The 20,082-nt window shown below is 53.5% G+C and carries 19 protein-coding genes; 15 read left to right on the plus strand and 4 right to left on the minus strand.

Annotation, left to right across the window (positions count from 1 at the left end):
- Window positions 1–242: 242 nt before the first annotated feature.
- Window positions 243–1,271, minus strand: coding sequence for a 16S rRNA (guanine(1207)-N(2))-methyltransferase RsmC (gene rsmC, locus CHU32_RS22500; protein WP_103678376.1), 1,029 nt, complete (start codon window positions 1,269–1,271; stop codon window positions 243–245).
- A 103-nt stretch (window positions 1,272–1,374) separates the two neighbouring features.
- On the opposite strand from rsmC, the gene CHU32_RS22505 reads away from it, so the two are divergent.
- From CHU32_RS22505 to CHU32_RS22540, 8 genes are all read left to right on the plus strand, one after another.
- Window positions 1,375–1,788: a DNA polymerase III subunit psi gene (locus tag CHU32_RS22505; protein ID WP_103678375.1), complete on the plus strand. Its 414-nt coding sequence runs from the start codon at window positions 1,375–1,377 to the stop codon at window positions 1,786–1,788.
- Entirely contained in the window at window positions 1,757–2,203 is a 447-nt protein-coding gene (gene rimI, locus CHU32_RS22510; protein WP_103678374.1) for a ribosomal protein S18-alanine N-acetyltransferase, read from the plus strand. Before CHU32_RS22505 ends, rimI begins: the two co-directional genes overlap by 32 nt.
- A gap of 14 nt (window positions 2,204–2,217) precedes the next feature.
- Window positions 2,218–2,895, plus strand: coding sequence for a pyrimidine 5'-nucleotidase (yjjG, locus tag CHU32_RS22515; protein WP_103678373.1), 678 nt, complete (start codon window positions 2,218–2,220; stop codon window positions 2,893–2,895).
- Between the two features lie 94 nt (window positions 2,896–2,989).
- A complete protein-coding gene (gene prfC / locus CHU32_RS22520) occupies window positions 2,990–4,579 on the plus strand; it encodes a peptide chain release factor 3 (RefSeq protein ID WP_103678372.1) in 1,590 nt (529 codons plus the stop codon).
- 396 nt (window positions 4,580–4,975) lie between these two features.
- Window positions 4,976–5,593 (plus strand): molecular chaperone OsmY, encoded by a 618-nt coding sequence (osmY, locus tag CHU32_RS22525; RefSeq protein WP_103678371.1) that lies wholly within the window; start codon window positions 4,976–4,978, stop codon window positions 5,591–5,593.
- A gap of 125 nt (window positions 5,594–5,718) precedes the next feature.
- A complete protein-coding gene (locus tag CHU32_RS22530) occupies window positions 5,719–5,880 on the plus strand; it encodes a DUF1328 domain-containing protein (protein ID WP_007373037.1) in 162 nt (53 codons plus the stop codon).
- Between the two features lie 124 nt (window positions 5,881–6,004).
- Entirely contained in the window at window positions 6,005–7,084 is a 1,080-nt protein-coding gene (locus CHU32_RS22535) for a patatin-like phospholipase family protein (RefSeq protein ID WP_103678369.1), read from the plus strand.
- Window positions 7,081–7,860 carry a TatD family hydrolase gene (locus tag CHU32_RS22540; RefSeq protein WP_103678368.1) on the plus strand — a complete coding sequence of 260 codons (780 nt, stop codon included), beginning with the start codon at window positions 7,081–7,083 and terminating at the stop codon, window positions 7,858–7,860. Before CHU32_RS22535 ends, CHU32_RS22540 begins: the two co-directional genes overlap by 4 nt.
- On the opposite strand, the gene CHU32_RS22545 is transcribed toward CHU32_RS22540, so the two are convergent.
- Window positions 7,849–8,718 carry a YjjW family glycine radical enzyme activase gene (locus tag CHU32_RS22545; RefSeq protein ID WP_103678367.1) on the minus strand — a complete coding sequence of 290 codons (870 nt, stop codon included), beginning with the start codon at window positions 8,716–8,718 and terminating at the stop codon, window positions 7,849–7,851. The two genes, CHU32_RS22540 and CHU32_RS22545, sit on opposite strands and share 12 nt — an antisense overlap.
- The gene (locus CHU32_RS22550) at window positions 8,690–10,240 is read right to left on the minus strand and encodes a YjjI family glycine radical enzyme (protein WP_103678366.1); all 1,551 of its coding nucleotides are present in this window, start codon (window positions 10,238–10,240) and stop codon (window positions 8,690–8,692) included. Before CHU32_RS22550 ends, CHU32_RS22545 begins: the two co-directional genes overlap by 29 nt.
- A gap of 250 nt (window positions 10,241–10,490) precedes the next feature.
- Between CHU32_RS22550 and deoC the strand changes: the two genes are divergently transcribed.
- From deoC to deoD, 4 genes are all read left to right on the plus strand, one after another.
- Window positions 10,491–11,270 carry a deoxyribose-phosphate aldolase gene (gene deoC / locus CHU32_RS22555; protein ID WP_218113794.1) on the plus strand — a complete coding sequence of 260 codons (780 nt, stop codon included), beginning with the start codon at window positions 10,491–10,493 and terminating at the stop codon, window positions 11,268–11,270.
- A 150-nt stretch (window positions 11,271–11,420) separates the two neighbouring features.
- The gene (gene deoA / locus CHU32_RS22560; RefSeq protein WP_103678364.1) at window positions 11,421–12,743 is read left to right on the plus strand and encodes a thymidine phosphorylase; all 1,323 of its coding nucleotides are present in this window, start codon (window positions 11,421–11,423) and stop codon (window positions 12,741–12,743) included.
- 50 nt (window positions 12,744–12,793) lie between these two features.
- The gene (gene deoB, locus CHU32_RS22565) at window positions 12,794–14,017 is read left to right on the plus strand and encodes a phosphopentomutase (RefSeq protein WP_103678363.1); all 1,224 of its coding nucleotides are present in this window, start codon (window positions 12,794–12,796) and stop codon (window positions 14,015–14,017) included.
- Between the two features lie 132 nt (window positions 14,018–14,149).
- Window positions 14,150–14,869: a purine-nucleoside phosphorylase gene (deoD, locus tag CHU32_RS22570; RefSeq protein ID WP_049841829.1), complete on the plus strand. Its 720-nt coding sequence runs from the start codon at window positions 14,150–14,152 to the stop codon at window positions 14,867–14,869.
- A gap of 166 nt (window positions 14,870–15,035) precedes the next feature.
- Here deoD and lplA read toward each other — a convergent pair whose 3' ends face one another.
- Window positions 15,036–16,052 carry a lipoate--protein ligase gene (lplA, locus tag CHU32_RS22575; protein WP_103678362.1) on the minus strand — a complete coding sequence of 339 codons (1,017 nt, stop codon included), beginning with the start codon at window positions 16,050–16,052 and terminating at the stop codon, window positions 15,036–15,038.
- A gap of 135 nt (window positions 16,053–16,187) precedes the next feature.
- Between lplA and serB the strand changes: the two genes are divergently transcribed.
- From serB to nadR, 3 genes are all read left to right on the plus strand, one after another.
- Window positions 16,188–17,156 (plus strand): phosphoserine phosphatase, encoded by a 969-nt coding sequence (gene serB, locus CHU32_RS22580; RefSeq protein WP_103678361.1) that lies wholly within the window; start codon window positions 16,188–16,190, stop codon window positions 17,154–17,156.
- A 9-nt stretch (window positions 17,157–17,165) separates the two neighbouring features.
- A complete protein-coding gene (gene radA / locus CHU32_RS22585; RefSeq protein ID WP_103678360.1) occupies window positions 17,166–18,548 on the plus strand; it encodes a DNA repair protein RadA in 1,383 nt (460 codons plus the stop codon).
- A 78-nt stretch (window positions 18,549–18,626) separates the two neighbouring features.
- Window positions 18,627–19,859, plus strand: coding sequence for a multifunctional transcriptional regulator/nicotinamide-nucleotide adenylyltransferase/ribosylnicotinamide kinase NadR (gene nadR / locus CHU32_RS22590; RefSeq protein WP_103678359.1), 1,233 nt, complete (start codon window positions 18,627–18,629; stop codon window positions 19,857–19,859).
- Window positions 19,860–20,082 lie beyond the last annotated feature (223 nt).

Genomic DNA, 20,082 nt, shown 5'->3' on the forward strand with positions numbered 1-20,082 from the left:
GGGGGACTTGAACCCCCACGTCCGTAAGGACACTAACACCTGAAGCTAGCGCGTCTACCAATTCCGCCACCTTCGCATACCATCGATACTCAAAAAGTATCGTTACCACGGAGGCGCATTCTAGTGGTTTTCAACTTTTCGTCAATAGTTAATTATGGCGCGCGGGCTGATTGCTGCAAAAATGGCCGTTTAAAGACGGTGGCGGAAGGCCGGATAAGCGCTATCCGGTCTTCCTGGCCAGGTTACTTTTTCGCCTGGCGCGTCATGATCGCGCGGTAGACTTTAAAGCGACCCGTCTGAGCAAGTACCTCGTGAAAGCCGAAGGTTTCATCCAGCACCTGCGGATATGGCAGAAAGGCGTTCGCCACAATCCGCAGTTCGCCGCCGCTGTTTAAATGGCGTACCGCGCCGCGAATCAGGGTTTGCGCGGCCTCGAAGCTGGTTTGCATCCCGTCATGGAACGGCGGGTTAGAGATGATCATATCAAAGCGGCCCGTCACCTCTGAGAAGACGTTGCTGGCAAAGACGTCGCCTTCAAGCGCGTTGGCGGCAAGCGTCGCGCGACTGGCTTCCACCGCCGGTGCGCTGACATCGCACAGGGTGAGGCGAACTTTTGGCGAGTGGCTGGCAAGCACCGCTGCCAGCACCCCTGCGCCGCAGCCCACGTCGAGAACCTTTCCTTTAGTATGTGGGGTGAGGGTGGAGAGCAGCAACTGACTGCCGACGTCCAGCCCGTCGCGGCTAAAGACACCCGGTAGCGTTTTGATGGTCAGGCCGTCAAGCGCATACTCGTTCCAGAATTGCATGGCGTCAAAGGTAGGCAGCCTCTCCAGACGACCGTGGTACAGACCACAGCGGCGGGCGCTGTCGATCTTATTGAGCGGAGCCAGGTCAGCCAGCATTTGTTCGGCGCTACGCACGCCACTGCGGTTTTCACCGACCACAAAAATATCGCTACCGACGGGAAGCAGCGAAAGCAGATTCATCAACTGAAACTGCGCTTCCGGCTTATTTTTCGGCCAGTAATAAATCAGCGTGTCGCAGTCGGCTACGTCTGCCGCTTCAGCGACGAGGCTGAAACGTACGCGATCGCCCATCTGGCGATCCAGCGTTTGCCAGTGGTGATACATTTGCGTATGGGCGCGGCTGAGTGCCGTTTCCAGGCGAGCGGGCAGGTCATCCTGCAAATCACCGGCAAAAATTATACGGCTCTGTTCGAAATCGTCACTGTGGCGCAGCAAGACTTCACTTGCCGGGGTAAAAGCAGACATGAAAGGTTCCTCTGTTGTTCCTGGCGGCGATTATAGAGGTTTGTTGGCGCAGTTTCGACGAATTTGCTATATTTGCGCCCCTGACCGACAGGAGCGTTCGATAATGACAACCCGACGAGAGTGGCAATTACAGCAACTGGGTATTACTCAGTGGTCGCTTCGCCGTCCCGGTGCGTTACAGGGCGAAATCGCTATTACGCTTCCGGCGCATGTGCGTCTGGTCATGGCCGGCAACGATCTCCCTGCGCTTCATGAGCCGTTAATCAGCGATATTCTGCGCGCACTAACCCTGACGCCCGATCAGGTGCTGCAACTTGCCCCGGATCGTGTTGCTATGCTGCCGGAAGGGAGTCGCTGCAATAGCTGGCGGCTGGGCACGGATGAGCCGATTCAACTGGACGGGGCGCAGATAGCGACCCCGGCCTGGGCTGATTTACGTACAAACCCGGCGGCCCGCGCCGCGCTATGGCAACAGATTTGCACTTATGAACACGATTTCTTTCCTCAACACGACTGATCTCTCCCGCGCCTGGGAAATTGAAAAACGCGCCCATGCTTTTCCGTGGAGCGAAACCACTTTTGCCAGCAATCAGGGCGAGCGCTATCTCAACTACCAGCTTACGGTTGAAGGAGAAATGGCAGCATTTGCCATCACTCAGATCGTGCTGGATGAAGCCACGCTATTCAATATTGCCGTCGATCCGGCTTTTCAACGCCGCGGATTAGGACGTGAACTGCTGGAACATTTGATTGATGAGCTGGAAAAGCGCGGCGTCGTCACATTATGGCTGGAAGTCCGGGCCTCTAACGCTACTGCCATCGCGCTGTATGAAAGCATCGGTTTTAACGAGGCGACTATTCGCCGTAATTATTATCCCACCGCCGACGGTCGGGAAGACGCCATCATAATGGCGCTGCCAATTAGCATGTAACACAAGGTGAAATAATGAACTGGGACTGGATATTTTTTGACGCTGACGAGACGTTGTTTACCTTTGACTCGTTCGGTGGCTTGCAGCGGATGTTTCTCGACTACAGCGTAACATTTACCGCAGAAGATTTTCAGGATTACCAGGCCGTTAATAAACCGCTGTGGGTGGATTATCAGAACGGCACCATCACGTCACTCCAGTTACAGCACCAGCGTTTCCAGGGCTGGTCGGAACGTCTTAGCGTTCCGGCGGGCGACCTTAATGCCGCTTTTTTGAATGCGATGGCCGAAATCTGTGCGCCGCTACCCGGTGCGGTATCGCTACTCAATGCGTTACGCGGGCAGGCAAAACTTGGCATTATTACCAATGGTTTCACCGCCCTACAGCAAATTCGTCTTGAACGTACCGGGCTGCGCGATTACTTTGATCTGCTGGTTGTCTCTGAAGAAGTCGGGGTGGCCAAGCCAGATACGCGGATCTTTGATTATGCGCTGGCGCAGGCCGGTAACCCGGATCGCGCCCATGTTTTGATGGTTGGCGATACTGCCGAGTCGGATATTCGCGGTGGTATCAACGCCGGGCTGTCAACCTGCTGGCTTAACGCGCACGATCACACTCTGCCGTCGGACCTCAATCCCACCTGGACCGTCACGTCATTACGCGAACTGGAGCAGCTCCTGTGTAAACATTGATTGTCTGACCGATGCACTTGAGTACAATAGCCGCAATTTTCGTATTTTACGCTGCGTGGCCTGCTGCTGCGCACTTACACAGAAGATGTTAACTATGACGTTGTCTCCTTATTTGCAAGAGGTGGCGAAGCGCCGTACTTTTGCCATTATCTCTCACCCGGATGCCGGTAAAACGACGATCACTGAAAAAGTGTTGTTATTCGGACAGGCGATTCAGACCGCCGGTACAGTTAAAGGCCGTGGCTCCAGCCAGCATGCAAAATCTGACTGGATGGAAATGGAAAAGCAGCGTGGGATCTCCATCACCACTTCGGTCATGCAGTTTCCGTATCACGACAGCCTTGTGAACCTGCTGGACACCCCCGGGCACGAAGACTTCTCGGAAGATACTTACCGTACGCTGACGGCGGTGGACTGCTGCCTGATGGTCATCGACGCAGCAAAAGGCGTGGAAGACCGGACCCGCAAGCTGATGGAAGTCACCCGTCTGCGCGACACGCCGATCATTACCTTTATGAACAAGCTTGACCGCGACATCCGCGACCCAATGGAGCTGCTGGATGAAGTGGAAAACGAGCTGAAGATTGGCTGCGCGCCAATCACCTGGCCAATAGGCTGCGGTAAGTTATTTAAAGGCGTTTACCACCTTTATAAAGACGAAACCTATCTCTACCAGACAGGTAAAGGCCACACCATTCAGGAAGTCCGCATCGTCAAAGGGCTGAACAACCCGGATCTGGACGCGGCGGTCGGTGACGATCTGGCGCAACAGCTGCGCGATGAGCTGGAGCTGGTTCAGGGTGCATCGAATGAGTTTGATAAAGAGCTTTTCCTGGCAGGCGAAATCACGCCGGTTTTCTTTGGTACTGCGCTGGGCAACTTTGGCGTCGATCATATGCTCGACGGTCTTGTCGAATGGGCACCTGCGCCAATGCCGCGTAAGACGGACACCCGTATCGTCGAGGCGGCCGATGAGAAATTTACCGGCTTCGTCTTTAAGATCCAGGCCAACATGGACCCGAAGCACCGTGACCGCGTGGCCTTTATGCGCGTGGTTTCCGGTAAATATGAAAAGGGCATGAAGCTGCGTCAGGTGCGCATCGGTAAAGATGTGGTGATTTCAGACGCGCTGACTTTTATGGCTGGCGACCGTTCACACGTTGAAGAAGCATACCCTGGCGATATTATCGGCCTGCATAACCACGGCACCATCCAGATCGGCGATACCTTTACCCAGGGTGAAATGATGAAATTCACCGGTATCCCGAACTTTGCCCCGGAACTGTTCCGCCGCATTCGTCTGAAAGATCCGTTGAAGCAAAAACAATTGCTCAAAGGGCTGGTACAGCTCTCGGAAGAGGGCGCGGTACAGGTATTCCGCCCGATTGCTAACAATGATTTGATTGTTGGTGCGGTAGGTGTTCTCCAGTTTGATGTGGTCGTTGCCCGTCTTAAAAGCGAATACAACGTAGAAGCTATCTACGAATCCGTTAACGTTGCGACGGCCCGCTGGGTTGAAAGCACGGACGTGAAGAAGTTCGAGGAGTTTAAGCGTAAAAACGAACTGCATCTCGCGCTTGATGGAGGCGATAACCTGACGTATATCGCCCCAACGATGGTCAACCTGAACATCACGCAGGAACGCTATCCTGACGTGCAATTCCGTAAAACCCGCGAGCACTAATCGCTACACCTTGTCGGGCGCGGCAGCCGCTGCGCCCGTGACTTTTCCTGCCTTATTAATCCCTTGCGGAAATATCTTAATTCAGCGCTTTTTCGCTTCGAATGTTCTTTTTTTAATCATCTGCACAAGCGGAATTATCATTGTGATCTATATTTAACAAAGTGATGACAAGTTGGCTGGCTGAATGCTCTTTTCAATGCGTGAATAGCAGGTTTATTGGCTAGTTAATTTGTTAATCACAATATTAATAACTGAAGAACGGCGGTCACCACCCACTTCTTATCATTATGGTGAGAACCGGCATTGACTGCTATTAGGTGAAATTTCACCGCTACAGCAAAGCGGCGTTGTGGTCGCAAACGTCCAGAGCATGGACAAACCTACAGGATGAGTTCGATGACTATGAAAAGACTGAAGATTTCTAAATCTCTGCTGGCTGTGATGTTAGGTACTGCGCTGGTAAGCGGTTCTGCCCTGGCGGAAAGCTCCACTGCGGATAAAGCGAAAACGACCACTGACAGCGCAGGGCAAAAAATCGATAGCTCTATGAATAAAGTCGGCAATTTCATGGACGACAGCGCGATTACGGCTAAAGTTAAAGCGGCGCTGGTTGATCACGAATCGATTAAGAGCACCGATATCTCCGTGAAAACCGAGAAAAAGGTGGTCACGTTGAGCGGCTTTGTTGAAAGTCAGGCGCAGGCTGAAGAGGCTGTGAAAGTGACTAAACAAGTTGAAGGCGTGGCGTCTGTTAGCGACAAACTTCATGTCCGTGACAGCAAGTCACAGGGCGTGAAAGGCTACGCGGGCGATACGGCAACGACCAGCGAGATCAAAGCTAAATTGCTGGCCGATGACATTGTCCCGGCACGTAAGGTGAAAGTGGAAACGACTGACGGTGTCGTCCAGCTTTCCGGGACCGTAGATTCCCAGGCACAGATTGATCGTGCTGAAAGCGTCGCCAAAGCGGTTGACGGCGTGAAAAGCGTTAAGAACGACCTTAAAGCGAAGTAAATCGCAGCATACGATCCCCGGATGTTAAGCCGGGGACGTGTAAACTAAAAGTAAACGACAATGCAGTGAGCAGCCTGAGCGCTCATGTTTAGCGGTCGACAATGACTATGGTAAAGGAGAAACGTATGTTTCGTTGGGGCATTATCTTTCTGGTTATCGCGTTAATTGCCGCCGCTCTGGGTTTTGGTGGTCTGGCAGGTACGGCAGCGGGCGCAGCAAAAATCGTCTTTATCGTCGGTATTATTCTGTTCCTGGTCAGCCTGTTTATGGGGCGTCGACGTCCGTAGCAATCTCCCGGACGTGGTAAAAATGTAAAGGCCAGTCTTCGGACTGGCTTTTGCAGTTTAAGCGCAGGGTAAATTGCGCTACCTTAGTCGTATAACTACGAATAAATAAGAACAGGAAAGCAGGGTGGGACAACGAATTCCCGTAACGCTCGGCAATATTGCGCCGTTATCGGTTGAACCCTTTCGTCCTGAACGGCTGGCGCTGGTGTGTGAAGGGGGAGGCCAACGAGGTATTTTTACTGCCGGGGTGCTGGACGAATTTATGCGCGCGCAATTCAACCCCTTCGATCTTTTTCTCGGCACCTCCGCTGGCGCGCAAAACCTCTCTGCTTATCTCTGTAATCAACCCGGCTATGCGCGCAAAGTTATTATGCGCTATACCACCACCCGCGATTTCTTTAACCCTTTACGCTTCGTGCGCGGCGGCAATCTTATCGATCTCGACTGGCTGGTTGATGCCACCGCCAGTACAATGCCGCTGGCGATGGGCTATGCTGCTGAGCAATTCGCGCGCGGCAAGACCTTTTACATGTGCGCCTGCCGACAGGATGATTACACGCCGGGCTACTTTGCCCCTGATGAAAAAAACTGGCTGGATTTAATCCGCGCCTCCAGCGCGATCCCCGGATTTTATCGCAGCGGCGTATTGCTGGATGGCATTAATTATCTTGATGGCGGCGTCAGCGATGCGATCCCGGTGCAGGAAGCGGCGCGACGTGGAGCGACCACCATCGTTGTTATCCGCACTGTACCGTCGCAAATGTATTATACCCCTCAGTGGTTTAAACGGATGGAACGCTGGCTCGGCGAGAGTAGCCTGCAACCGCTGGTCAACGTCGTTCAGCATCATGAAACCAGCTATCGTGCTATCCAGCAGTTCATTGAACAGCCGCCGGACAACCTGCGGATCTTTGAAATTTATCCGCCAAAAGCGCTCAACAGCATGGCGCTGGGCAGTGGATTACCAGCGCTGCGGGAAGACTACAAAACCGGGCGATTGTGCGGGCGCTATTTCCTCGCTACCGTCGGAAAATTGCTGGCGGAAAGCCCGCCGTTACTGCGGCATGCGCCGCGTATTCAGGTACCTGCATCGGCGACAGTGGTGGTGCCGCCTGCGCCCGTGGCTAACGACACGCTGCACAAGCCGCTTGTCGATGCACCGCAGGCCAACGATGCCAGCTTTAATCATGAGGATTTGGCGTGACGGCGCGCTTCATCGATACTCACTGCCATTTCGACTTTCCGCCGTTTACTGGTAATGAATGTGCCAGCGTGGAAAAGGCGAAGCGGGCAGGCGTTGAAAAAATCATTCTCCCGGCGACGCAAGCCGATTATTTTGCCCGGGTCAGCACGCTGGCCCGGCAGCATGAAGCCATTTATATGGCGCTCGGGCTGCATCCGATCGTCATTGAAAAACATACCGATGCAAGTCTCCATCAGATGGAGGACTATCTGCGTGCGCCGTCTGAAAAGCTGGTGGCGATCGGTGAGATCGGACTGGATCTTTACCGCGACGATCCGCAATTTGATCGCCAGGAATGGTTACTGGGCGCACAGCTTACGCTGGCGAAGCGTTACGATCTGCCGGTGATCCTCCATTCGCGGCGCACTCACGATAAGCTGGCAATGCACCTCAAGCGTCATGATTTGCCGCGTACGGGAGTCGTACACGGCTTTGCCGGAAGCCTGGTGCAGGCTGAACGTTTTATTCAGTTAGGCTATAAAATTGGCGTTGGCGGTACGATCACCTATCCGCGCGCCAGTAAAACCCGCCATGTTATGGCTAAACTCCCGTTGAGTGCATTGCTGCTGGAAACTGACGCGCCGGATATGCCGTTAAACGGTTTTCAGGGCCAGCCGAACCGGCCCGAGCAGGTAGCACGAGTCTTTACGACGCTCTGCGAGCTGAGGGCGGAGCCTGCGGAAGTGATTGCTGAGACGATATTCAATAATACCCTCTCGCTATTTTCACGCCTGTAAATAGAGCGCCGGAAGGATCAGATTCTCCACGCCCCGCGCCCGTAATGCTCTGGCAAGCTTATCCACATCCTCTGGCGTGGCACCTGGCCAGCTTTTGGCTTCGCCATACACCCCGTGAGCATGAAAGGCATTGAGGCGCACCGGAACGTCGCCCAGTTGCCTGATAAATGCGGCCAGCGGTTCACAATGCTGAAGATAATCCACCTGGCCTGGGATCATCAGCAACCGCAACTCTGCCAGCTTACCTTGTTTCGCCAGCAGCTGAATACTGCGCTTGATCTGCGCGTTATCCCGCCCGGTAAGCGCAAGATGACATTCGCGGTCCCAGGCTTTCAGATCGACCATCGCCCCATCGCACACTGGCAGCAGTTTCTGCCAGCCCGTTTCGCTAAGCAGGCCGTTACTGTCAACCAGGCATGTTAGCTGCCGCAGTTGCGTATCAGCTTTAATGGCACTGAACAGCGCCTGTAAAAACGGTAACTGGGTTGTCGCTTCCCCGCCGCTGACGGTGATACCTTCAATAAAAAGCAGGGCTTTACGCAGATGAAGGAGCACATCCTCAACGCTCATCGTTTGCGCCATCGGCGTCGCCTGCTGCGGGCACATGTGCAGGCAGGTATCGCATTGCTGGCAGGTCGATTCGTTCCACATTACACGCTCATTTACCATCGACAGCGCCTGGTGCGGGCACTGCGCTACACATTCTCCGCAATAGTTACAACATCCTATAGTCCAGGGATTATGGCAGTTCTTACAGCGCAGATTACAGCCCTGTAAAAACAGAGCCAGGCGACTGCCTGGCCCGTCTACGCAGGAAAAGGGGATAATCTTACTGACCGAAGCGCATCTGCTGTTCATGGCTTATCACGCGAGGTTGACGTTCCAGTATGCGCGTGTTGCGCGCAGCTTCTTCACCGAGCCAGGTGGTATTGATACGCGAGCCTTCCTCCCGGTACTTTTGCAAGTCGGACAGACGCACCATGTAGCCCGTCACCCGCACCAAATCGTTGCCGCAAACGTTAGCAGTAAACTCCCGCATGCCCACCTTAAATGCGCCAAGACAAAGCTGCACCAACGCCTGCGGATTATTTTTGATGGTTTGATCCAACGTCAGAATGTCGCTAATCCCGGCCTGATAATGCGCATGGTGTGGTGCGACAGTTTGCAAGTGGGTGATGGGATCGGGTTCCTCGCCATAGGGCAGACGGGCACCTGGAGTGGTGCCCGAATCCGAGCTGATGCCGGACTGCGCGTGCAGCATGGCCCGGTTTTTCCAGCCATATTTTACCGGCGTATTCTCAACAAAGTCTGCGAGTTGCGTGCTGATACGGTAGCCAAGTTTGTTAGCTTCATCATTATTACCGTAGCGTGCAACGATACCTGCTTTTTCACACAGAATATTGACGGCCTCTGCCAGCGCATAAATACCGAACATGGGGACAAACCGCTGCGGATCGATCAATCCTTCTTTTACCAGGAAACTGCTTTCAAAGAATTGTGACTGCTGATAAAGAAATTCACATCGCGCATTAATAATGGCGATTTGCTGCTGGCAGTAGTAAGGAAGCGTACGCGAAAAGAAATCTTCTACAGACTGGCTGCGCTCCGCGACCGCTTTCAGGTTCAATCTGACCAGGGTGCTGCCGCCGCCCGCTAATGGCAGCGAGTTGTAACAACTGACGATGCCGTATTGTCCTTTTGTGAAAATTCTATCATTTATTGGCCCGTTAGCGACATGCGGCTTACTGCACTCGCAGATATTCTGCGCGACATTGAGTAACAAACTGTCGGGCGTAATCTCAGGATCATAGATAAAAGTCAGATTAGGTGAAACCTGCTTTAACTCAGCATCGGCACGCAAAATGGCGCGGGTAATTGGCGTATCTTCCGGGCCGATATTGGCATGCATAAATGCATCTGGCAGGGTGCGGTCCAGATAGCGCCAAAAACGTTTAAGTCGAATATCGATCTCTTCTTGTGTTAGAATTCTAACAAATGGTTGCAATAACGTATCCAGCTGACCCAAATACACCGGCATGGAGGTCACGGACGGAACATGATGATAAAGAATGGTCAGTAATGAGAGCGCGTCATCGAGATCCTGCGCGCCTTCCAGCTCCAGCCATTCTGAACCTTGGGCAAGAAATCTGGCGTAATCCGGCAGAACGTAACGCGGCTTGAAGGGCGCATGACCTTCAAACATATCGCAAATCACGCCATCCTCCAGTGCCATACGGGCATCTGCCGGGAGGGCGGGAGCGGGCAGCACATTTTCCGCTTCCAGCGCGAGAAAATGACGCTTCTGTTCGGGGCTAAGCGTTGGGCTGGTCACAATTTGCTGACAACGTCGTTGCAGCGCATTTTCGCATGAGGTGGGCATCGTCGCGTCCTTAGTATGCCGTAATGATGCTCTATTCTATGAAAGGGGAGATAAGAGGCTTTTGATCCCGATACCATCGTTGGCAGAAATGTCACGAGGAGAAGTGATGTAGATCTCATTATAGTAATGCAAATTTGTACGAAGTTTTCATTAACTGTGATGTATGTCGATATGTAATCGTGAGTGGATGTTAGAATACTAACAGACTCGCAAGGTGAATTTTTATACGGCGATGCCGTTGGAGAATCAAATGACCGATTTAAAAGCAAGCAGCCTGCGCGCACTGAAACTGATGGACCTGACCACCCTGAACGATGACGACACCAATGAAAAAGTGATCGCGCTGTGTCATCAGGCAAAAACCCCGGTCGGTAATACTGCCGCCATTTGCATCTACCCGCGTTTTATCCCGATTGCGCGTAAGACCCTGAACGCGCAGGGCACGCCGGACATCCGTATTGCAACCGTGACTAACTTTCCGCATGGCAACGATGATATTGACATCGCGCTGGCAGAAACCCGCGCGGCGATTGCCTACGGCGCGGATGAAGTGGACGTGGTATTTCCGTACCGTGCGTTGATCGCCGGCAATGAGCAGGTTGGTTTTGATCTGGTGAAAGCCTGTAAAGAGGCCTGCGCGGCGGCACATGTACTGCTTAAAGTGATCATCGAAACCGGCGAGTTGAAAGAAGAGGCCTTAATTCGTAAAGCCTCCGAAATTTCCATTAACGCCGGTGCGGATTTTATTAAAACGTCGACCGGTAAAGTGCCGGTAAACGCGACCCCGGAAAGTGCGCGCATCATGCTGGAAGTGATCCGCGACATGGGCGTGGAAAAAACCGTTGGCTTTAAACCGGCGGGCGGCGTACGCAGCGCGGAAGATGCGCAGCAATTCCTTGCCATCGCCGATGAATTGTTTGGCGCAGACTGGGCCGATCCTCGCCACTACCGCTTTGGCGCATCCAGCCTGTTGGCAAGCCTGCTGAAAGCGCTGGGTCACGGCGACGGCAAGAGCGCCAGCAGTTACTAAACCAGGCATGGCCGGATGGCGCTTTGCTTATCCGGCTGACAGGCCCGGTTCAGGCCGGATAAGCCGCCAGCTGACATCCGGCAACATGTCCGGTGGTGCTGGTGCTTACCGGCCAACCATTGACCTTCTACTCTTTTCCCCGGAGGTACCTTGTTTCTCGCACAAGAAATTATTCGTAAAAAACGTGATGGTCATGCATTGAGTGACGAAGAGATCCGTTTTTTTATTAACGGTATTCGTGATAACACCGTCTCTGAAGGGCAGATTGCCGCCCTGGCGATGACCATTTTCTTCCACGATATGTCTATGCCTGAGCGTGTCTCGCTGACCATGGCAATGCGTGATTCAGGTACCGTTCTGGACTGGAAAAGCCTGAATCTGAACGGGCCGATTGTGGACAAACATTCCACCGGCGGCGTAGGCGATGTTACCTCGCTGATGCTTGGCCCGATGGTAGCGGCCTGCGGCGGCTACATTCCGATGATTTCCGGGCGCGGCCTCGGTCACACCGGCGGTACGCTCGACAAACTGGAAGCTATTCCGGGGTTTGATATCTTCCCGGACGACAATCGCTTTCGCGACATTATTAAAGATGTGGGGGTGGCGATTATTGGACAAACCAGCTCGCTTGCCCCGGCAGACAAACGTTTTTATGCCACCCGCGACATTACCGCAACGGTGGACTCTATCCCGCTGATTACCGGTTCTATTCTTGCCAAAAAACTGGCGGAAGGTCTGGATGCGCTGGTGATGGATGTGAAGGTGGGCAGTGGCGCGTTTATGCCAACCTATGAGCTTTCAGAGGCGCTTGCTGAAGCGATTGTCGGCGTTGCCAACGGCGCGGGCGTGCGTACCACGGCGCTGCTGACCGATATGAATCAGGTCCTGGCCTCCAGCGCGGGCAACGCGGTAGAAGTGCGCGAAGCCGTGCAGTTCCTGACCGGTGAACACCGTAATCCGCGTCTGTTCGACGTCACGATGGCGCTATGCGTTGAGATGCTCATCTCCGGTAAACTGGCTCAGGACGACGCTGAGGCACGCACGAAGTTGCAGGCAGTACTGGATAACGGCAAAGCGGCGGAAATTTTTGGCCGGATGGTTGCCGCGCAAAAAGGGCCAGCTGACTTTGTGGAAAACTACGCTAAATATCTGCCGACAGCGATGCTCAGCAAAGCGGTCTATGCCGACACCGAGGGTTTTGTCAGCGCGATGGATACCCGGGCGCTGGGCATGGCGGTGGTGTCGATGGGCGGTGGTCGCCGTCAGGCATCGGACACCATTGATTACAGCGTCGGCTTTACCGATATGGCCCGTCTGGGCGACAGCGTTGACGGCCAACGTCCGCTGGCAGTCGTTCACGCTAAAGATGAAGCCAGCTGGCAGGAAGCGGCGAAAGCGGTGAAAGCGGCAATTATCCTTGACGATAAAGCCCCGAAAAACACACCGACGGTCTATCGTCGTATCACTGAATAGCAGTATACTGATCTGATCGCTTTTTTATGAGCACTACGTACGGAGAAACTATGAAACGTGCATTTATTATGGTGCTGGACTCTTTCGGCATCGGCGCTACAGAAGACGCGAAACAATTCGGGGACGCAGGTGCCGATACCCTGGGTCACATTGCAGAAGCCTGCGCCAAAGGCGAGGCAGACCATGGCCGCAAAGGCCCACTCAATTTGCCTAACCTGACCCGTCTGGGGCTGGCAAAGGCGCACGAAGGTTCTACCGGTAAAATCGCCGCTGGTCTGGATGGTAACGCGCAAGTCATTGGTGCATATGCCTGGGCGCATGAGCTTTCTTCCGGTAAAGATACGCCGTCAGGCCACTGGGAAATTGCCGGCGTTCCGGTACTGTTCGACTGGGGCTACTTCAGCGATCACGAAAACAGCTTCCCGCAGGAACTGCTGGATAAACTGGTCAAACGTGCAAACCTGCCGGGCTACCTCGGTAACTGTCACTCTTCCGGGACCGTGATTCTGGATCAGCTTGGCGAAGAGCATATGAAAACCGGCAAGCCGATTTTCTATACCTCTGCGGACTCGGTATTCCAGATTGCCTGCCATGAAGAAACCTTTGGCCTGGATAAACTTTACGAGCTGTGTGAAATCGCACGTGTTGAGCTGACCGAAGGTGGTTACAACATTGGCCGCGTTATTGCCCGTCCTTTTGTCGGTGATAAAGCTGGTAATTTCCAGCGTACCGGTAACCGTCACGACCTGGCCGTTGAACCGCCAGCGCCGACCGTGTTGCAGAAACTGGTTGATGAGAAAAACGGTCAGGTGGTTTCTGTCGGTAAAATCGCGGATATCTACGCCAACTGTGGCATCACCAAAAAAGTGAAAGCAACCGGGCTTGATGCGTTGTTCGACGCCACCGTTAAAGAGATGAAAGAAGCGGGTGATGAGACGATTGTCTTTACCAACTTTGTTGACTTCGACTCGTCCTGGGGCCATCGCCGCGATATCGCCGGTTATGCCGCCGGTCTGGAACTGTTTGATCGCCGTCTGCCTGAGCTGATGGAACTGGTGGGGGAAGATGACATACTGATCCTCACTGCTGACCACGGCTGTGACCCGAGCTGGACCGGGACCGATCATACCCGTGAACACATTCCGGTGCTGATCTACGGCCCGAAAGTGAAGCCGGGATCGCTGGGCCATCGCGAGACCTTCGCGGATATCGGCCAGACCGTGGCGAGCTATTTCGGCACGTCGCCAATGGAATACGGCAAAAACATGCTGTGATGCAAAGCCCGGCGGCGCAAGCTTACCGGGTCTGACAAGCTGTAGGCCGGGTAAGGCGTAGCCGCCACCCGGCATTATCACGTCCGGGGTCGACGCTTCCCCAACGAATCCATAATGAATAAGGACTTAAAAATGGCTACTCCTCACATTAATGCAGAAATGGGTGATTTCGCTGACGTCGTATTGATGCCGGGCGACCCGCTGCGCGCAAAGCATATCGCTGAAACCTTTCTCGAAGACGTACGTGAAGTGAACAACGTGCGTGGCATGCTGGGTTTTACCGGCACGTACAAAGGCCGCAAGATCTCCGTTATGGGGCACGGGATGGGCATTCCATCTTGCTCTATCTATACCAAAGAGCTGATCACCGACTTCGGTGTGAAAAAAATTATCCGCGTCGGCTCCTGCGGCGCGGTGCGTGCCGACGTGAAACTGCGTGACGTGGTCATCGGCATGGGGGCCTGTACCGACTCCAAAGTAAACCGTTTGCGTTTTAAAGATCATGACTTCGCGGCAATTGCCGATTTCGGCATGGTACGTGACGCGGTTGATGCGGCGAAAGCACTGGGCGTTGACGCGCGTGTGGGCAATATCTTTTCCGCCGACCTGTTCTACACCCCGGACCCGTCCATGTTCGACGTGATGGAAAAATACGGCATTCTGGGTGTGGAAATGGAAGCGGCAGGCATCTATGGCGTGGCGGCAGAGTTTGGGGCCAAAGCGCTGACCATCTGCACCGTTTCTGACCATATCCGCACGCATGAACAGACAACGGCGGCTGAGCGTCAGACGACGTTCAACGACATGATTAAAATCGCGCTGGAATCGGTACTGCTGGGCGATAAGGCGTAAGTGTTTAACTCAGTTTACTGACAAACATTATACCGTGGCGTTACGCGTGGCGGCGCTTCGCTTGCACAGGTCTGCGGGTTACGCTTAACGTATTGATATTAAAAATTTGTTTGCCGGATAAGGTGTTAGCCGCTATCCGGCTTTTTTTCGCAGAAAGGAAAGGCTGTCACCTCACTGCGCGTACCATCCATGCCGACAGCTCCCGCAGTTCTTTTTCCTGCTCCGGGAAATCGACCTGCAGAGCATCGCATTCCTGCTGTAGCATATCGGCGCGATACAGGCAGCCTTGCAGGCGGCCCGCCAGCGCCTCCAGCGGCGCAGGGTTCAGGCTATCGGTAAATACCTGTGCACGGGTAATATGCCCCTTCTCGACGTCAAAATGCAGCTCCACGCCACCCCACGTAAAACGCTCGTCAAGCAGATGCGAAAACGCCGGAGCCTGACCGAAGTTCCACTCCCAACTACTTTGGCGGGCAAAGGTTTCGGCAAAATTAGGCAGATCCGGCATGTTCTGCGGCGAGATGATCTCAGCTTCAACGCGTTCGCCAAAGTGGTTAAAAAAGGCGTCAATGACAGCATTGCATATTTGTTGATGGGTAATCCCTGGTAATAATTCCACGAGGTTGGCGACCCGACCGCGAACGGAAGTAATGCCTTTGGCTGCCAGTTTCTTTTTATCCGGATTTAAATAATTCGCCAGACGGCTAAGATCGGCATTGAGTAGCAGGGTACCATGGTGAAAACCGCGATCTTTAGTTTCGCGATAGGCCGAGCCGGATACTTTACGATCGCCTTCAGCGGTTTTTACCACCAGATCATTACGCCCGGAGGCTTCTGCCATAACGCCAAGCGCGTTTAACGCATTGAGTACAATAGAGGTTGAAACCGTTTTATCATACTCCGGTTTGCCGGCCATAAAGGTAAAGCAGGTGTTGCCGAGATCGTGAAATACCGCGCCGCCGCCGCTACTGCGTCGCGCCAGACGTACATTATCGTCTTCCATCCGGCGGGTATTGCACTCTTTCCATGGATTTTGCGCCCGGCCAATGACCACTGTGTCGGCATTGCGCCACAGAAACAACACGCGCTGAGTGGCTGGCATCTGGCGAAAAATAGAGTCCTCAACGGCCAGGTTAAACCAGGGGTCGTGTGAGTCAGAAAGAAGCAGGCGTAACGTCGACATTAAAATATCCTTTTTATCACCGCTTTGCGGCAAATGAGCGCCAAATTGCGGAAAATTGTGTTTTCTATATTGCCAGAAGCGCTATTGTCGCGGTAGCCTCATGCGTCGTTTTAGCCCTGATATACAGGAGTTGTAATGCCCAACATTACCTGGTGCGATCTGCCCGATGATGTGTCTTTATGGCCTGGTTTACCCCTCTCACTGAGTGGTGATGAGGTGATGCCGCTGGATTATCATGCAGGCCGTAGCGGCTGGCTGCTGTATGGTCGTCACCTGGACAAGCAACGCTTAACTCAGTATCAGCGTAAACTGGGCGCGGCAATGGTGATCGTTACCGCATGGTGTGTGGAGGATTATCAGGTCATTCGGCTGGCCGGATCGCTGACTGCTCGCGCTACGCGTCTGGCGCACGATGCAAATCTGGACGTTGCGCCGCTGGGGAAAATTCCCCATTTGCGTACGCCGGGCCTGCTGGTAATGGATATGGACTCTACCGCCATCCAAATCGAATGTATTGATGAAATCGCCAGACTGGCTGGCACCGGTGAAATGGTAGCGGAAGTGACCGAGCGTGCAATGCGCGGCGAGCTGGATTTTACTGCCAGCCTGCGCAGTCGTGTGGCGACCTTAAAAGGCGCTGACGCTAATATCCTGCATCAGGTTCGCGAAAACTTGCCGCTAATGCCGGGCTTAACCCAACTGGTGCTTAAACTGGAATCACTGGGCTGGAAGGTGGCAATTGCTTCTGGTGGCTTCACATTTTTTGCTGAATACCTGCGTGATAAACTTCGTTTGTCGGCGGCGGTCGCCAACGAGCTGGAAATGCGGGACGGCAAATTCACTGGCAATGTGGTTGGTGACATCGTCGATGCGCAATATAAAGCCATGACGCTGGTGCGTCTGGCGGAAGAGTATGGCATTCCCCATGCGCAAACCGTTGCCATTGGCGATGGAGCAAACGACCTGCCGATGATTAAAACCGCAGGGCTGGGCATTGCCTATCATGCGAAACCAAAAGTTAATGAAAAGACGGAAGTGACTATCCGTCATGCTGACCTGATGGGCGTGTTTTGCATCCTGTCCGGCAGCCTGAACCAAAAGTAGAGGTAAAACGTGGCGAAAGCTCCAAAACGCGCATTTGTCTGTAATGAATGTGGTGCGGATTATCCGCGCTGGCAGGGGCAGTGCAGCGCCTGCCATGCCTGGAACACCATCACCGAAGTGCGTGTTGCGGCATCGCCCACGGTAGCACGTAATGAAAAACTGAGCGGCTATGCCGGAAGCGCGGGCGTATCGAAAGTCCAGAAACTGTCTGACATCAGCCTTGAGGCGCTGCCACGCTTCTCCACCGGTTTTAAAGAATTCGACCGTGTTCTCGGCGGCGGTGTGGTACCAGGTAGCGCGATCCTGATTGGTGGTAATCCCGGTGCAGGTAAATCGACGCTACTGCTGCAAACCCTGTGCAGACTGGCGGAACAGATGAAAACGCTGTACGTCACCGGGGAAGAATCCCTCCAGCAGGTTGCCATGCGTGCGCATCGTCTGGGGCTGCCGACCGCCAATCTGAACATGCTGTCGGAAACCAGCATTGAGCAGATCTGCATGATTGCCGATGAAGAGCAGCCAAAGTTGATGGTTATCGACTCCATCCAGGTGATGCATATGGCGGACATTCAGTCGTCGCCGGGCAGCGTGGCGCAGGTACGTGAAACCGCCGCCTACTTAACGCGCTTCGCCAAAACGCGCGGTGTGGCAATTGTGATGGTCGGCCACGTGACCAAAGACGGCTCGCTGGCCGGGCCAAAAGTGCTGGAGCACTGCATTGACTGCTCGGTGCTACTGGACGGTGACGCCGATTCGCGCTTCCGCACCCTGCGCAGCCATAAAAACCGCTTCGGCGCGGTGAACGAACTTGGCGTTTTCGCCATGACCGAACAAGGGCTGCGTGAAGTCAGCAACCCATCCGCTATCTTCCTCAGCCGTGGCGATGAGGTCACTTCAGGCAGTTCGGTGATGGTGGTCTGGGAAGGAACGCGTCCGCTGCTGGTAGAGATTCAGGCACTGGTCGATCATTCGATGATGGCGAACCCGCGTCGGGTGGCGGTAGGGCTGGAGCAAAACCGTCTGGCGATCCTGCTGGCGGTATTGCATCGTCACGGCGGGCTACAGATGTCCGATCAGGATGTGTTTGTTAACGTGGTGGGCGGCGTGAAAGTCACCGAGACCAGCGCGGACTTAGCTTTACTGCTGGCCATGGTTTCCAGCCTGCGCGATCGCCCGCTACCGCAGGATCTGGTCGTCTTTGGCGAAGTGGGGCTGGCGGGCGAAATCCGCCCGGTACCGAGCGGCCAGGAGCGTATCTCTGAAGCAGCAAAACATGGCTTCAAACGCGCCATTGTACCTGCCGCTAATGTGCCGAAAAAAGTTCCGGAAGGCATGCAGGTATTCGGCGTGAAAAAACTTGCCGATGCGCTGGGTGTCTTTGACGATTTATAACCTTACCCGTCATACTTCACCTCTCAGGGCCCGGCTGGCATTATGCCATCGGGCAGTTTCCCGTAGCAGGAGGCTCTTTTGTCATCATTCGACTACCTAAAAACCGCAATCAAACAAAAAGGCTGCACGTTACAGCAGGTGGCGGACGCCAGCGGTATGACCAAAGGCTATTTAAGCCAGCTTCTGAACGCCAAGATCAAAAGTCCCAGCGCGCAGAAACTGGAAGCGCTGCATCGCTTCCTCGGGCTTGAGTTTCCGCGTAAACAAAAGAGCGTTGGTGTGGTGTTCGGTAAATTCTATCCGTTGCATACCGGGCATATCTACCTTATCCAGCGCGCCTGTAGCCAGGTCGATGAGTTGCATATCATCATGGGCTACGACGAGACGCGCGACCGTCAGTTATTCGAAGCCAGTGCGATGTCACAGCAGCCGACGATATCCGATCGCCTGCGCTGGCTGCTTCAGACTTTTAAATACCAGAAGAACATTCGTATTCATGCTTTCAATGAAGAGGGAATGGAGCCTTACCCGCACGGCTGGGATGTCTGGAGCCGGGGCATTAGTACCTTTATGGAAGAAAAGGGGATTCAGCCGAACTGGATTTACACCTCTGAAGAGGTGGATGCGGCCCAGTACCCGCAACATCTCGGTATTGAGGCGGTACTAATCGACCCTAAACGCACCTTTATGAATATTAGCGGGGGGCAAATTCGCGCCAATCCCTTCCGCTACTGGGAATATATCCCGACCGAAGTGAAACCGTTCTTTGTGCGAACTATCGCGGTGCTGGGCGGTGAATCAAGCGGCAAATCGACGCTGGTCAATAAGCTGGCTAACATCTTCAATACCACCAGCGCCTGGGAGTACGGACGTGACTACGTATTCTCGCACCTGGGCGGCGACGAGATGGCGCTGCAGTATTCTGATTACGATAAAATTGCGTTGGGTCAGGCGCAATATATTGATTTTGCAGTAAAGTATGCCAACAAAGTTGCGTTTATCGATACGGATTTTGTGACCACTCAGGCGTTTTGTAAAAAATACGAAGGCCGTGAGCACCCCTTTGTTCAGGCGCTGATTGATGAGTATCGCTTTGACCTGGTGATCCTGCTGGAAAATAATACTCCATGGGTGGCCGACGGTTTGCGTAGCCTCGGCAGTTCGGTGGATCGCAAAGAGTTCCAGCGCCTGCTGGTGGCGATGCTGGAAGACAATAATATCGGTTTCGTTCATGTGGAAGAGCCGGACTACGATTCGCGTTTCTTGCGTTGTGTGGAACTGGTGAAGCAACTTATGGGTGAAGCCGGTTAAAATGGCGGCGGCAGGTAAGAGATAATTAACTGCCGCCAATCATTTCTATTATTGTTATAAAAAATAAATATACATAATAACAATCTTTATTAAAGATATATTGATGCCATAGATTTAAGTTAAACTAATTTTATTCTTTAGTTTATATTGAAAGATTGTAATAGGAAGTTTCCCTTTTTAGGTCTAAATTACTCATGTTGGGGTATTCCTCATTTATATACAT

This window comes from Superficieibacter electus (assembly GCF_002915575.1).
GTDB lineage: Bacteria > Pseudomonadota > Gammaproteobacteria > Enterobacterales > Enterobacteriaceae > Superficieibacter > Superficieibacter electus.